A 13,287-nucleotide genomic window follows, 5' to 3' on the forward strand; every position below is an offset into this window, starting at 1 on the left:
TCGTGGTCTCGCTCGCCGGCGGGTTCGGGCACATCGTGCTGCCGTCGACCGTCTCGGGCAAGAACGTGGCGCCGCGCGTCGCCGCCCTGCTCGACGTGATGGTGATCACCGACGTGACCGGTGTCGTCGACGCCGAGACCTTCGAGCGTCCGATCTACGCCGGCAACGCCATCCAGACGGTGAAGAGCGCCGACGCCACCAAGGTGATGACGATCCGCACCGCGACCTTCGACGCGGCCCCGGCCGGCGGCTCCGCCCCGGTGGAGGCAGCCTCCGCCGCCGCGGACCCGGCCCTCTCCGAGTGGGTCGAGGACAAGGTGCAGGCCTCCGACCGGCCCGAGCTCACCTCGGCGAAGATCGTGGTCTCCGGCGGGCGCGGCATCGGCTCGGCCGAGAACTTCGCCATCATCGAGAAGGTGGCCGACAAGCTCGGCGCCGCCGTGGGCGCCTCCCGCGCCGCGGTCGACTCCGGCTACGCCCCGAACGACTGGCAGGTGGGCCAGACCGGCAAGGTCGTGGCACCCGAGCTCTACATCGCCGTGGGCATCTCCGGCGCCATCCAGCACCTCGCCGGCATGAAGGACAGCAAGGTGATCGTGGCGATCAACAAGGACGAGGAAGCCCCGATCTTCCAGATCGCCGACTACGGGCTGGTGGCCGACCTGTTCACCGCCGTCCCGGAGCTCGAAAAGGCCCTCGGCTGACGCCCCGCCCCGGCGGCGGCCCCCGGGCCTCCTCCGGATCCGGCGGTGCGCTGACGCGCATTCCCTTTGCCTCGGGGCCCCCCGTGTCGATGACACGGGGGGCCCCTCAGGTTTCAGGGGGTCGGCAAGGCGGTGGACTGGCCGCCCCCCCCGCATGGCGCGCATCGGAGTATCGCGCCCGCGCGGATCTGCGCGGGACTTCGGGAGGGACTTCGGTTCGCCATGCCTGGCGGCGCGCTCGCCGTGCATCGGGCGCGCCTCTGCCCTCGATCCCGGGCGGCCGTGAGAGACGCGCCTCTGTCCCGTCTCGCGAGCGCATCTGCGGAGTCTTGCCCGCCACGCCCCGGCGCTGACCGCCTCGCCTTCCCGCAGGTGGGCCGGGTGAGGGCACGGCGCGGAAGCCCTTCGCAGCGGGCACACGGGGCGCATCAGCCCGCCGAACCGGACACCCGGGAGCGCCCGCCCCGGCCAGGGTCGCGATACGCCGGCGCAGGTCGCGAAGCCTGCCGCGGCAACCCACCTCGCGGCCCCACCCCGATTCAGGTTCACCGCCCACGGGGCCGGCCCGAGCCTTCGAGGCCGTGACCGCCGGCCCCGCCGATGCCGTGACGTCCGACCCGGCCGCAGTCCGATGGCGCGGGACGCCCCCCTGCCCTCACCCGGCGCGCAAGGCACGGCAACGCTCCGTCAGGCCACGGCCCGGCTTGCCACCCCGGCCTCCCCGCACCGAAACATCACCACCGCAGGCGGTCCCGCCACCGGCGGGACCAGGGCCGACGAACTCCCCTCCCGCCCCGGGAGGGGATGAGGAGGCCCTCCCCCCGGCGCGCTACTTCTGCGGCTTGCGGCGCAGCTCGATGTGGCGGCCGGACTTGCGCTCCTCGAAGGCGCCGGTCTTCGAGACCAGGGTCGAGAGCTTCGCCTGGCCGTAGGTGCGGGGGTCGAAATCGGGGTAGAGCTTGGAGAGCTGGCTGCCCAGCGCCGAGAGGTCGTACCAGCCGTCCTCGTCCTCCATCTGCCCCATCGCCTTGTGGAACAGCGGCACCGCCTTGCTGGGCGGCAGGCGGATCGGCTGGGGCACCTCGTCCACCGCCGCGGTCTTGCGGCGCCGGCCGGTGGCGGGCTTCGCGGGGGCGGGCGCCTCCTCCTCCACCGGCTCCACCAGGTTCTCGATGTAGATGAACCGCGTGCAGGCCTTCACGAAGGCCTCCGGCGTGCGCTGCGCCCCGAAGCCGTAGACCGCCATGCCCTGCTCGCGGATCCGGCTCGCCAGCCGGGTGAAGTCGCTGTCGCTCGAGACGAGGCAGAACCCGTCCACCCGCCCCTCGTGCATCAGGTCCATCGCCTCGATCACCAGGGTGATGTCGGAGGCGTTCTTGCCCTTGGTGTAGGCGAACTGCTGGGTGGGGTTGATGGCATGGGCCATCAGCGGCGCCTGCCACTTCTTCAGGTGCGGCCCGGCGAAATCGCCGTAGATGCGCCGCACGCTGGCCTCGCCCAGCCGGGCGATCTCGTCGAAGAGCCCGTCGACGATGGCGGCAGGCGTGTTGTCGGCGTCGATGAGCACCGCGAGGCGGGGGTTTTCGGCTGGCATGTGTCTCTCCGTTCCGGGGGCGGGCATCATGGGGCGCCCGCAGGCCGGGCGCAAGGCGCGGCCCGCCGGGCACCCCCCGTGCTGCACTGCACATTCCCGCCCCGCGCGCGCGACAAACCGGTTGCACCCGCGGAGAGCGGCGGCATATGGTTCGGCGCGATTATCAAGGTCAGGAGAGCGACGATGGACATCGGCAAGGTAGGCGTGATCGGGGCGGGGCAGATGGGGAACGGCATCGCGCATGTCTTCGCCCTCGCCGGCTACGATGTCCTGCTCAACGACATCTCGGAGAAGGCGCTCGACGCCTCCATCGAGCGCATCCGCTCCAACCTCGACCGCCAGGTCTCCCGCGACAAGATCTCCGCCGAGGACCGCGACGCCGCCATGGCGCGCATCACCAAGACGCTGGACCTGCCCTCGCTCGGCCAGGCCGACCTCGTGATCGAGGCCGCCACCGAGAACGAGGCGCTGAAATGCGACATCTTCCGCGGGCTGGTGCCGCATCTCGCCGAGCACACCATCCTCGCCTCCAACACCTCGTCGATCTCGATCACCCGGCTCGCCGCGGTGACCGACCGGCCCGAGCGCTTCATGGGCGTGCATTTCATGAACCCCGTGCCGCTGATGCAGCTCGTCGAGCTGATCCGCGGCATCGCCACCGACGAGGCCACCTACACCGCCCTCATCGCCGTGGTGGAGAAGCTGGGCAAGACCTCCGCCTCGGCCGAGGATTTCCCCGCCTTCATCGTCAACCGCATCCTGATCCCGATGATCAACGAGGCGATCTACACGCTCTACGAGGGCGTGGGCACGGTGCGCAGCATCGACACCTCGCTGAAGCTCGGCGCCAACCACCCGATGGGCCCGCTCGAGCTCGCCGATTTCATCGGGCTCGACACCTGCCTCGCCATCATGAACGTGCTGCACGAAGGCCTGGCGGACACCAAGTACCGCCCCTGCCCGCTGCTGGTGAAATACGTCGAGGCCGGCTGGCTGGGCCGCAAGACCAAGCGCGGCTTCTACGACTACCGCGGCGAGACCCCGGTTCCCACCCGCTGAGACCGGCCCGGCCGCGGCCGGGGGAAGTGCCACCGCAGGCGCACGGGCCGCGGAGGGCCCGGGGCCCCGGCGGCCGCCTGGCCGCCATCCGTCGCACCTGAGCCCAAGGCCCGCGCCGCTCCCGGCTCGCCGTACCGTGGCCCGGGCACGGCGCCGGCCGCCCCGGTCCGTCGGCGTCGCGCGCCGGGAAAGCGCCTGCATCCGCCGTCCTCCCCGCACATCGCCGGCCCCTCCGAGACCCGCTTCGCGGCAGGGCGCCACGCCCTGCATGCCGTCATGCCTGCATGCCATCATGCCCCGGCGGGCCGGTCGCGCGCCTGTTCGCCCGCGCGACCCGCGCCCCGGACGAACTGCGGCGCCGGCGCATCATCGCGGCGTGGAAACAGTAAGTTTAGCCGGCACCGGATTGTCCCGGCTGCCGAAATGCCGCATGACTCTCCCGACATCACGGGCCCGCAGCCACGGGAGACATGCATGCACGCGCGCCGCTCGACCCACCTGTTCGCCGGACTGGCCCTGGCCCTCGCCGCGCTGCTTCCCGCGGCGGCCCCGGCCGCGCCCTACGTGGTCGATCCCGACCATTCGGCCATCACCTTCGAGGCGAGCCATCTCGGCTTTTCCGCCTTCCACGGCCGCTTCCGCACCTTCGACGCCGCCATCGACTTCGACCCGAAGGAAATCGAGGCCACCCGGGTGCGCGTGACGGTGGATGCCGCCAGCCTCTACACCGGCTCGGAGCTGCGCGACCGCAACACGATGGACTTCCCCGAGATGCTCGACGTGGCCAGCTACCCGGTGTTCACCTTCGTCTCCACCGGCGTGGTGCTCACCAGCGCCGAGACCGCGGAGATGACCGGCAACCTCACCCTGCGCGACGTCACCCGGCCGGTCACCTTCCAGGTGCGGCTGAACGCGCATGGCGTGACGCCGCTTTCGAACGGCAAGGAGGTCTACGGGTTCACCGCGACCGGCCAGGTCGACCGGACCGAATTCGGCTTCAGCTTCGCCGCCCCGGCCGTGTCGGCCGTGATCCCCGTGCGCGTCGATCTCGAGATTTCGCCAGCCGACTGAAGGAGCCAGCCATGAGCCTGATGAACACACGCACCGGATGGGGCTGGCCCGCGCGCCTGCTGCACTGGACCATCGCCGCCGTGATCCTGTTCATGTCCGGGCTCGGGCTCTACATGACCAACGCCTTCCCCTCGGGCAGCATGGACGCCTATCCCTGGTACCAGCTCCACAAGAGCTGGGGTTTCGTGGCCTTCATGCTGCTGCTGGTGCGCATCCTGTGGCGCCGAGTGAACCGGACCACCCCCGCCCTGCCCGAGGGCATGCCTCTCTGGGAGCGCCTCGCCGCGCATGGCGCGCACTGGGCGCTCTACGCGCTGATGGCAATCATCCCGCTCTCGGGCTGGCTGATGGTCTCCGCCTCGCCGCTGCAGGACATGGGCGTGCCGAACAAGGTCTTCGGCCTGTTCAGCTTCCCCGACCCGTTCCAGCCCGGCGACCGCGCCCTGGAGGCCACGCTGAAGGAGGTGCACGAGATCGCCTGGTACGTGCTGCTGGTGGTGCTGGCCCTGCACGTGGGCGGGGCGTTGAAGCACCATTTCATCTCGCGTGACACGGTGCTGCGCCGGATGATCATCGGGCGCTGAGCGCCGCCCCCTCCGCTGCCCTCGCCCCCGCGCGCAGGAAAGCGGTTCCCGCGCCGCCGGATCCGGTCTAAGCCTCGGCGATGGAGTGGCAGGACGAAGGCGTTCTCGTCGCCATGCGCCGGCATGGCGAAAGCGCCGCGATCATCGAGGTGTTCACCGCGACGCGCGGGCGCCACGCCGGGCTGGTGCCCGGCGGCGGCGGGCGGCGCATGGCGCCGGTGCTGCAGCCCGGCGCACAGCTCGCCGTCACCTGGCGGGCGCGCACGGAGGACCACCTGGGCACCTACCGGGTGGAGCCGATGCAGGCCCGCGCGGCGCAGGTGATGCATGATGCCGATGCGCTGGCCGGGCTCTCGGCCACCACGGCGCTCCTTTCCTGGGCCCTGCCCGAGCGCGAGGCCCATCCCGCGCTCTATGCCCGCACCCTCGAGCTGCTCGACGCCCTGCCCGGCCCGGACTGGCCGCTGCACTACGCGCTCTGGGAACTCGCGCTGCTGGCCGACATGGGCTTCGGGCTCGATCTCGAACGCTGCGCCCTGACCGGCGCCACCGAGGGCCTCGCCTTCGTCTCGCCCCGCTCCGGCCGCGCGGTGACGGCGGCGGCCGCGGCCGGCCAGCCCTGGGCGGCGAAGCTCCTGCCCCTGCCGGCCTTCCTGCACGGCGACGGCGACGGCTCGCCCGGCGAGATCGCCCGCGCGCTCGCCCTTTCCGGCCATTTCCTCGAACACTGGCTCGCCCCGGCGCTGGAGCGCAGGGGCTTGCCCGAGGCCCGGGCGCGCCTGGTCTCGCGTCTCGGCCGCGCCCGGGTGTGAGACCGGGGAGAGAGGCCCTCCTCATCCCCTCCCGGGGCGGGAGGGGAGTTCGTCGGCCCTTGTCCCGCCGGGGGCGTGACCGGGTGCGCCCCCCCGCACGAGGCCAGGCACGATGCCCGTCGGCCGCTCGGCCGCGCCGGGACACGGGGTCCCGAATACCTGAGCGGCCCCGCGTGTCACCGACACGCGGGGCCGCGAGGCAAGGACAACGCGCGTCAGCGCTCCGCAGGATCCGGCGGGGGCCCGCAGCCCGCGCCGGAGGGCGCCCGGGCTCAGGCGGGCTCGAAGACCAGCGTGGGCGAATCCTCGCCGGTGATGGTCAGGCGGCGGTTGGCGACGCTCGCGTTGCGCGCGTTCATCAGCCCGTCGATCAGCCGCTGCTCGAGGCCCAGCCGGTCGCACATCATCTTGGTCGACACCAGGGTCTCGACGCGGAATTCCGGCGCGTCGCCCAGGTAGTTGGCGTTCAGCACGTTGCACGGGCCCTGGCCGGAGATGAAGCCGCCGGCCATCCTCAGCACCACCTCGTCGCGCGAGACATCCTCGTCTCCGACGCGCACCAGGTGCCAGGGCGTGTCGCCGATGGCTGTGACGCTCGCGGGCGCCGAGGAGGAGGTGACGCCACTGCCTGTGGTGGCGGTCTGCGGGTCGCAGGCGGCGAGAACGAGAACAAGTCCGGCAAGGCCGAGGCTTCGAAGCATGTGGTTTCTCCCTTCAGAGACCCACATGGCTACCCCGCCGCGAGCCCGGCGGCAAGCCCTGCCCCGCAGCCGGTGCGCCACCCGGCGCCCCGGGCTCCGACACCGCAGCGCAGCATGGCGGCGACGCCCGGGAGGCGAACGTCCCCTGCGCTCCGGGCCGCACGCCCGGCGCGCGGCCTGCGCCCCCCGTGCAGGGCACGGCAGCCGGCGCGCTGCCCGCCGGGACCGGCCCCGCAAGGTCGGCCCGGGCCGACCCGCGGGCTCCCCCGTGCGAAGAGGCGGCAAATGCTCCGCGAGCGGCAGCGCGGGCGCGGTGCCGGGGAAGCGCCCCCTTTCGGCACCGGCACGCCCGATCCCCGGGCCCGCGGCACCCCGCGCCTCCCGGGCCGGCCGGGTGCGCTCCGTCGCAAGGCGGCTTCCGGCGCGCCGCTTTCGGGGCGGCCGCGCGCCCGGCGCCTTCAGTTTGCCCCCTGCTCCAGCACGCGGCGGGCGATGACCTGGGCCTGGATCTCGGCCGCGCCCTCGAAGATGTTGAGGATGCGCGCGTCGCACAGCACGCGCGAGATCGGGTATTCCAAGGCGAAGCCGTTGCCGCCGTGGATCTGCAGCCCGTTGTCGGCGCAGGCCCAGGCCACCCGGGCGCCGAGCAGCTTGGCCATGCCGGCCTCCAGGTCGCAGCGCCGGTCCTCGTCCTTCTCGCGGGCGGAGAAATAGGTGAGCTGGCGGGCGATCATGATCTCCACCGCCATCATCGCGAGCTTGGAATAGACCCGCGGGAAATTCACCAGGCTGCGGCCGAACTGCTTGCGCTCCACCGCGTAGCGCAGCCCGATCTCCATCGCCGACTGCGCCACGCCGATGGCCCGCGCCGCGGTCTGGATGCGGGCACTCTCGAAGGTCTGCATGAGCTGCTTGAAGCCCTGCCCCTCCACCCCGCCGAGCAGGTTTGCCGCAGGCACGCGAAAGCCGTCGAAGCCGAGCTCGTATTCCTTCATGCCCCGGTAGCCCAGCACCTCGATCTCGCCGCCCGACATGCCGGGCGCCGGGAAGGGCTCGGCATCGGTGCCGCGCGGCTTGGGCGCCAGCATCATCGACAGGCCGGAGTAGTTGTCGGTCGCGGGGTCGGTGCGCACCAGCAGGGTCATAACGTCGGCCCGCGCGGCATGGGTGATCCAGGTCTTGTTGCCGGTCACCACATACTCGTCGCCCTCGCGCACGGCGCGGGTGCGCAGGCTGCCGAGGTCGGAGCCGGTGTTGGGCTCGGTGAAGACGGCCGTGGGCAGGATCTCGGCCGAGGCGATCTTCGGCAGCCACTCGCGCTTCTGCTCTTCCGTGCCGCCGCACAGGATCAGCTCCGCCGCGATCTCGGAGCGCGTGCCGAGACTGCCCACGCCGATATAACCGCGCGACAGCTCCTCCGACACCACGCACATCGCGGTCTTGCCCATGCCGAAGCCGCCATACTCCTCCGGGATGGTGAGGCCGAACACGCCGAGCTCCCCCATTTCCTCGAGGATCGCCATGGGGATGAGCTCGTCCTTCAGGTGCCACTCATGCGCGAAGGGCACCACCCGGTCATTCGCGAAGCGGCGGAACTGGTCGCGCACCATCTCGAACTCCTCGTCGAGCCCGGTGGCGCCGAAGGTGGCCGAGCCGTCCTGCTCGAGCATCAGGGCCACCAGCCGCGCCCGGGCGGCATCGGTGTTGCCGCCGCGCGCGAGGGCGAGCACGGCGGGCGTGGCGAAACGGTCGATCTCCGCACCGCCGAGGCCGATGTCCTGCGGCCGGGCGATCTCGCCCTGGCTCATCGGGATGCCGCCCTGCATCTGGGCGAGGTACTCGCCGAAGCCGAGCTGCAGCAGCAGCGCCTCCATCTCGCCGAAGCGCCCCTCCGCCTCCAGCCCGCGCGCCCAGGCCAGCATCTGGGTGAGCGCCTCGGCATAGGTCGAGAGCCAGGCCAGCGCATGGGCGGCGAACTGGTCGGCCTCCAGCGCCTTGCCGGACACGCGCGCCCCGCTCGCCACCCTTGCGCGCAGGCTGTCGCGGGCGGCATCGCGCAGGGCCGTGGCGGCGGGCACCGCCTCGGCACACAGGCTCAGCAGCTCCGGCAGCAGCGGGCTCTCGGGCAGGGCATGGGCGGCATCGGTCATCGCAACGTTCCTTTTCACCGGCAGGGCGAGGGCAGCATCGAGGTGCAGCAATCGGGCAATCCACGCGACCTTGCTCCGGCCGGGGCGCCGGAGGCCGCGGGTGCAACGCGGAATCAGCGCCGCAACCGCGAGCAAAGGTAACGATAGCACGGAACCGGTCAACACCATTGCGCAACAAAACATCATGCACTGCGTCAGACAGGGAACTTTATTACCCTTCCATTCCCCGTGCCCGGCTGGGATGATCCGGCACCGCCGGGAGGGGAGGCGCCGCATGGGCACATTGTTCGACACGCTGGGCTGGGCGCCGCTGGCCCTGAGCTTCGCCGTGATGCTGCTGGCCGGCTTCATCAAGGGCGCGGTGGGCTTCGCGCTGCCGATGATCGCGGTGTCGGGGCTGGGCATGCTGCTGCCGCCGCAGCTCGCCGTGGCGGCGCTGATCCTGCCGGCGCTGGCCTCCAACATCTGGCAGGCGCTGCACCAGGGGCCGCGCGCGGCGCTGGGAAGCCTGCGCCGGCACGCGCTGCTGGTGGGGGTGATGCTGGTGACCATCGTGCCCGCCGCCCAGGCGCTCACCCTCATCCCCGACCGGGCGCTGTTCCTCGTGCTCGGCACGGTGGTGAGCGGCGCCTGCGCGCTGCAGCTCTCCGGCTGGACCCCGCCGGACCCCGGCGACAGCGGCCGCGTGGCGGCGGGCGTCGGGCTGGTGGCGGGCATCTCGGGCGGGCTGGCGGCGGTCTGGGGGCCGCCGATCGTGCTCTACCTGCTCGCCCGCGGCACCGACAAGCGCGAGTCCGTGCGCGTGCAGGGCATCGCCTACCTGCTCGGCTCGGTGGTGCTCGCCCTCGCCCACCTGCGCTCCGGGCTGATCGACCGAGAGACGGCGCCCTTCTCCGCCCTCCTGGTGCTGCCGGCGATGCTGGGCATGGTGGCCGGACTGCGGCTGCAGGCGCGCCTGCCGCAAGCGCGCTTCCGCCGCCTCACCATGCTGGTGCTGCTGCTCGCCGGGCTCAACCTGCTGCGCCGCGGCCTGACGGGCTGAGGGCGCCCTGCCCCGCGTCCACCCCTCCGGACGTCCGCAGCCGCGTGCGGTGCGAGACCCCGCCTCCGCCTGCCGGTTCCCGGCGTCCGCCTCCGCGTGCGGGCGGCACGTGCACGCCCCGCCGTGCTGGATTCAAGTCCCCGCGTCCGCGTGCTGGTTTCAAGTGCCCGCGTCCGCGTGCGGGATTCAAGTGCCCGCGTCCGCGTGCGGGCCGCGCCCGCCGGTAGCGCCGTCGATCACCGAGAAGGAGCCGTCGGATTCGAGGATCACGGCGTTCACGTCCTCCATGCGCCGGCGACCCTCGGTGCGCAGCACGGTGTCGAGCTCGGCCCGGGTGACCCGCGCGCGCCGCATCGCCTCGGGCAGCGGCGCGCCGTCGCGCAGCAGCAGCGTGGGCTCCGAGCGTACCGCCCGCGCGAAGCCGCCGAAGCGCACCGAGAGCGCGGTCACCGCGTATTGCAGCCCGATGAGCAGCACCAGCGCCGTCACCCCCTCGGCCAGCGCCACCCCCTCGCTGAGCAGGATCGAGGCGAGGGTGGAGCCGAAGGCGACGGTGATGACGAGGTCGAAGGCATTGAGCTTGGCGAGCGTCCGCTTGCCCGACACCCGCAGCGAAACCACGAGGAAGACATAGGCGAGCGTGCCCACGATGACCGTGCGCAGGATCCCGCTCCAGCCCTGAAACAACATTTCCTGCCATTGCATGCGTGCACCTCCCTTGCGAAGGCAACGCCGGTGCGGACGCGCGGGTTGCCCCGCGCCGGGCGGGCACAGGCAAAAAGGGGCGGCCCGCCGGGGCCGCCCCTTCATGTCTCGCCGCGCGTGGCGGATCAGGCGGCCTTCGGGGCCGCCGCGATCACGTCTTCGCCGACATGGGCCACGTACTGGTCGAAGTTCTTGGCGAACATCTCCACCAGCCGGGTAGCCTGCGCGTCATAGGCAGCGCCGTCGGCCCAGGTGGCGCGGGGGTCGAGCAGGGTCGCGTCCACGCCCGGCACCGCCACCGGCACCTCGAAGCCGAAATGCGGGTCACGCCGGAACTCCGCCTTGCCCAGCGAGCCGTCGAGCGCCGCGGTGAGCAGCGCGCGGGTGGCGCGGATGGGCATGCGCGAGCCGGTGCCGTAGGCGCCGCCGGTCCAGCCGGTGTTCACCAGCCAGCACTCGGAGCCGAACTCGGCGATCTTGTCGCGCAGCAGCGCCCCGTACACTTCCGGCCGGCGCGGCATGAAGGGCGCGCCGAAGCAGGTGGAGAAGGTGGGCTGCGGCTCGGTCACGCCCTTCTCGGTGCCGGCCACCTTGGAGGTGAAGCCCGAGAGGAAGTGGTACATCGCCTGCGCCGGGGTGAGCCGCGCGATCGGCGGCAGCACGCCGTAGGCGTCGCAGGTGAGCATGATGATGTTCTTCGGGATGCCGCCCAGCGAGGTCTCCGAGGCGTTGGAGATGTAGTGCAGCGGGTAGGCGCAGCGCATGTTGGCGGTGAGGCTGTCGTCCTCGAAGTCCAGCACCTTGGTGTTGGGGTCGTAGACCATGTTCTCGATCACGGTCGCGAACTTGGTGGTGGTGGCGTAGATCTCCGGCTCGGCCTCGGGGTTGAGGCTGATGGTCTTGGCGTAGCAGCCGCCCTCGAAGTTGAAGGTGCCGTTGTCCGACCAGCCGTGCTCGTCATCGCCGATCAGAACCCGGCCGGGGTCGGCCGACAGCGTGGTCTTGCCGGTGCCCGACAGGCCGAAGAACACCGCGACATCGTCCGGGTCGTCCTTGGCGTGGTTGGCCGAGCAGTGCATCGGCATCACGCCCTTCTCGGGCAGCAGGTAGTTGAGGATCGAGAACACCGACTTCTTGTTCTCGCCCGCGTAGGAGGTGTCGGCGATCAGCACCAGCTTCTTCTCGAAGGAGATGGCGATCACCGTCTCGCTGCGGCAGCCGTGCCGCGCGGGGTCCGCCTTGAAGCTGGGGCAGTTGATGATGGTGAAATCCTCGACGAAGCTCTCCAGCTCCGCGATCTCCGGGCGCCGCAGCAGGTGGCGGATGAACAGCCCGTGCCAGGCCAGCTCGGTGATCAGGCGCACGTTCAGCCGGTACTCCGGGTCGGCGCCGCCGTAGAGATCCTCGACGAAGTATTCACGCCCCTTCATGTGCTCGAGCATGTCGGCATGCAGGGTCGCGAAATGCTCCGGCGACATCGGGGAATTGTTCTCCCACCACACCTGGTCCAGCACGGAGGGGTCCTGCACCACGAACTTGTCCTTGGGGGACCGCCCGGTGTGCTTGCCGGTGGAACACAGGAAGGTTCCGCCGTTGCCGATCTCGCCTTCGCCACGCGCCACCGCGGCCTGCATGAGGCCGGCTTCATTCAGGTTGTAATGAATTTTTGACAGACCGCTAATGCCGGTCGCATCCAGCGTTCGGGCCGGATTTACAATGCCGGTTTCCATAAGTCTTAGTGCTCCTTGCGTCTCACCGGGCCGGCCGCGTCGCGGTCCGTCCCGTGCTCCCCAGACAACGTGTCCGTCCACGGGGAGGCCACCCCGCGCGGGTCGGAAACCGATTCCCGACGCCGTGGACACCCGGCTGGTGTACCACATAGCGGAATTGTAAGGCCAGTATTAACACTGGATCAAATTGGCACAGGCCCCCGGGCAGTTGCGCGTTGACCCCCGTAACGAAGTCTCTACAACTGGTTACCCTAGTCATGTCACCCCGGCGCCCCGTCCGGGGACCACACGGGAGGGCAAGGAATGCCCGCGATCGCACTGGTCGACGACGACAGGAACATCCTGGCATCGCTCTCGATCCTGCTCGAGTCCGAAGGCTTCGAGATCCGCACCTATTCCGACGGCGCCACCGCCCTGCACGCCCTCTCCGCCAGCCCGCCCGACATCGCCGTGCTCGACATCAAGATGCCGCGCATGGACGGGATGGAGGTGCTCCGCCGCCTGCGCCGCAAGAGCGAGGTGCCGGTCATCTTCCTCACCTCCAAGGACGACGAGATCGACGAGATGCTCGGCCTGCGCATGGGCGCGGACGACTACATCCGCAAGCCCTTCTCCCAGCGCCTGCTCATCGAGCGCATCCGCGCCGTCCTCCGCCGCCGCACGCCCCAGGAAGACCCCGCCGAGCGCTCCGAGGCCGAGACCGTGCTCGAACGCGGCGCCCTCACCATGGACCCGCTGCGCCACGCGGTGTTCTGGGCCGGCGTGCCGGTGAACCTCACCCTCACCGAGTTCCTCATCCTGCACGCCCTCGCCCAGCGCCCCGGCTTCGTGAAGACCCGCGAACAGCTCATGCAGGCCGCCTACCACGACGAGGTCTACGTCGACGACCGCACCATCGACAGCCACATCAAGCGCGTGCGCAAGAAGCTGCGCGCCGCGGACGAGAGCTTCGCCTCCATCGAGACGCTCTACGGCGTGGGGTATCGCTACAGGGAGGCCTGAGCAGCGATGTCGGAGAGCGCGCCCGGGCCGGACGCTGCGCCCAAGCGCAAGCGCGGCACCCCCCGGAGGAGCGGCCCGGCCGCCGCGGCGGCCCGGGCGGAGGCTGCCCGCCCCCCGGAGGGCGCCGCCGCGC

Annotated in this window: 12 protein-coding genes; 7 read left to right on the top strand and 5 right to left on the bottom strand. The window is 71.3% G+C overall.

Going from position 1 to position 13,287, the window contains the following annotated elements; genetic code table 11:
* On the top strand, window positions 1-704 hold a 704-nt coding region (locus tag D3P35_RS25080), incomplete at its 5' end, for an electron transfer flavoprotein subunit alpha/FixB family protein (protein ID WP_118138672.1).
* 829 nt (window positions 705-1,533) lie between these two features.
* Here the strand turns inward: D3P35_RS25080 and D3P35_RS25085 are convergent.
* Window positions 1,534-2,298, bottom strand: a complete 765-nt coding sequence (locus D3P35_RS25085; protein ID WP_118138673.1) for an NYN domain-containing protein — start codon at window positions 2,296-2,298, stop codon at window positions 1,534-1,536.
* Between the two features lie 183 nt (window positions 2,299-2,481).
* On the opposite strand from D3P35_RS25085, the gene D3P35_RS25090 reads away from it, so the two are divergent.
* From D3P35_RS25090 to recO, 4 genes are all read left to right on the top strand, one after another.
* Window positions 2,482-3,357 carry a 3-hydroxybutyryl-CoA dehydrogenase gene (locus D3P35_RS25090; protein WP_118138674.1) on the top strand — a complete coding sequence of 292 codons (876 nt, stop codon included), beginning with the start codon at window positions 2,482-2,484 and terminating at the stop codon, window positions 3,355-3,357.
* Window positions 3,358-3,831: 474 nt separating this feature from the next.
* Window positions 3,832-4,428 (top strand): YceI family protein, encoded by a 597-nt coding sequence (locus D3P35_RS25095; RefSeq protein WP_157982323.1) that lies wholly within the window; start codon window positions 3,832-3,834, stop codon window positions 4,426-4,428.
* Between the two features lie 11 nt (window positions 4,429-4,439).
* Window positions 4,440-5,012 (top strand): cytochrome b, encoded by a 573-nt coding sequence (locus D3P35_RS25100; protein ID WP_198670796.1) that lies wholly within the window; start codon window positions 4,440-4,442, stop codon window positions 5,010-5,012.
* Between the two features lie 80 nt (window positions 5,013-5,092).
* Complete coding sequence (gene recO, locus D3P35_RS25105) at window positions 5,093-5,824, top strand: DNA repair protein RecO (RefSeq protein ID WP_118138676.1); 732 nt, start codon at window positions 5,093-5,095, stop codon at window positions 5,822-5,824.
* A gap of 272 nt (window positions 5,825-6,096) precedes the next feature.
* Here the strand turns inward: recO and D3P35_RS25110 are convergent, their stop codons facing one another.
* Both D3P35_RS25110 and D3P35_RS25115 read right to left on the bottom strand, forming a co-directional pair.
* Entirely contained in the window at window positions 6,097-6,525 is a 429-nt protein-coding gene (locus tag D3P35_RS25110; RefSeq protein WP_157982324.1) for an META domain-containing protein, read from the bottom strand.
* A gap of 458 nt (window positions 6,526-6,983) precedes the next feature.
* The gene (locus D3P35_RS25115; protein ID WP_118138678.1) at window positions 6,984-8,675 is read right to left on the bottom strand and encodes an acyl-CoA dehydrogenase family protein; all 1,692 of its coding nucleotides are present in this window, start codon (window positions 8,673-8,675) and stop codon (window positions 6,984-6,986) included.
* Window positions 8,676-8,949: 274 nt separating this feature from the next.
* Between D3P35_RS25115 and D3P35_RS25120 the strand changes: the two genes are divergently transcribed.
* Window positions 8,950-9,717, top strand: a complete 768-nt coding sequence (locus D3P35_RS25120) for a sulfite exporter TauE/SafE family protein (RefSeq protein ID WP_118138679.1) — start codon at window positions 8,950-8,952, stop codon at window positions 9,715-9,717.
* A gap of 186 nt (window positions 9,718-9,903) precedes the next feature.
* Here D3P35_RS25120 and D3P35_RS25125 read toward each other — a convergent pair whose 3' ends face one another.
* Both D3P35_RS25125 and D3P35_RS25130 read right to left on the bottom strand, forming a co-directional pair.
* A complete protein-coding gene (locus tag D3P35_RS25125; RefSeq protein ID WP_118138680.1) occupies window positions 9,904-10,422 on the bottom strand; it encodes a DUF421 domain-containing protein in 519 nt (172 codons plus the stop codon).
* 125 nt (window positions 10,423-10,547) lie between these two features.
* Window positions 10,548-12,152, bottom strand: coding sequence for a phosphoenolpyruvate carboxykinase (locus D3P35_RS25130; protein WP_118138681.1), 1,605 nt, complete (start codon window positions 12,150-12,152; stop codon window positions 10,548-10,550).
* A gap of 303 nt (window positions 12,153-12,455) precedes the next feature.
* Here D3P35_RS25130 and D3P35_RS25135 point away from each other — a divergent pair, with 303 nt between their 5' ends.
* Window positions 12,456-13,154, top strand: coding sequence for a response regulator transcription factor (locus tag D3P35_RS25135; RefSeq protein ID WP_118138682.1), 699 nt, complete (start codon window positions 12,456-12,458; stop codon window positions 13,152-13,154).
* Window positions 13,155-13,287 lie beyond the last annotated feature (133 nt).

The organism is Oceanicella sp. SM1341 (genome assembly GCF_003448965.1).
Classification (GTDB): domain Bacteria; phylum Pseudomonadota; class Alphaproteobacteria; order Rhodobacterales; family Rhodobacteraceae; genus Paroceanicella.

Bases quoted from the DNA above. Each gene is read 5' to 3' on its own strand.
- D3P35_RS25085 (WP_118138673.1), bottom strand. From the start codon at position 2,298: ATGCCAGCCGAAAACCCCCGCCTCGCGGTGCTCATCGACGCCGACAAC.
- D3P35_RS25090 (WP_118138674.1), top strand. From the start codon at position 2,482: ATGGACATCGGCAAGGTAGGCGTGATCGGGGCGGGGCAGATGGGGAAC.
- D3P35_RS25120 (WP_118138679.1), top strand. From the start codon at position 8,950: ATGGGCACATTGTTCGACACGCTGGGCTGGGCGCCGCTGGCCCTGAGC.
- recO (WP_118138676.1), top strand. From the start codon at position 5,093: ATGGAGTGGCAGGACGAAGGCGTTCTCGTCGCCATGCGCCGGCATGGC.
- D3P35_RS25135 (WP_118138682.1), top strand. From the start codon at position 12,456: ATGCCCGCGATCGCACTGGTCGACGACGACAGGAACATCCTGGCATCG.
- D3P35_RS25100 (WP_198670796.1), top strand. From the start codon at position 4,440: ATGAGCCTGATGAACACACGCACCGGATGGGGCTGGCCCGCGCGCCTG.
- D3P35_RS25110 (WP_157982324.1), bottom strand. From the start codon at position 6,525: ATGCTTCGAAGCCTCGGCCTTGCCGGACTTGTTCTCGTTCTCGCCGCC.
- D3P35_RS25095 (WP_157982323.1), top strand. From the start codon at position 3,832: ATGCACGCGCGCCGCTCGACCCACCTGTTCGCCGGACTGGCCCTGGCC.
- D3P35_RS25130 (WP_118138681.1), bottom strand. From the start codon at position 12,152: ATGGAAACCGGCATTGTAAATCCGGCCCGAACGCTGGATGCGACCGGC.
- D3P35_RS25125 (WP_118138680.1), bottom strand. From the start codon at position 10,422: ATGCAATGGCAGGAAATGTTGTTTCAGGGCTGGAGCGGGATCCTGCGC.
- D3P35_RS25115 (WP_118138678.1), bottom strand. From the start codon at position 8,675: ATGACCGATGCCGCCCATGCCCTGCCCGAGAGCCCGCTGCTGCCGGAG.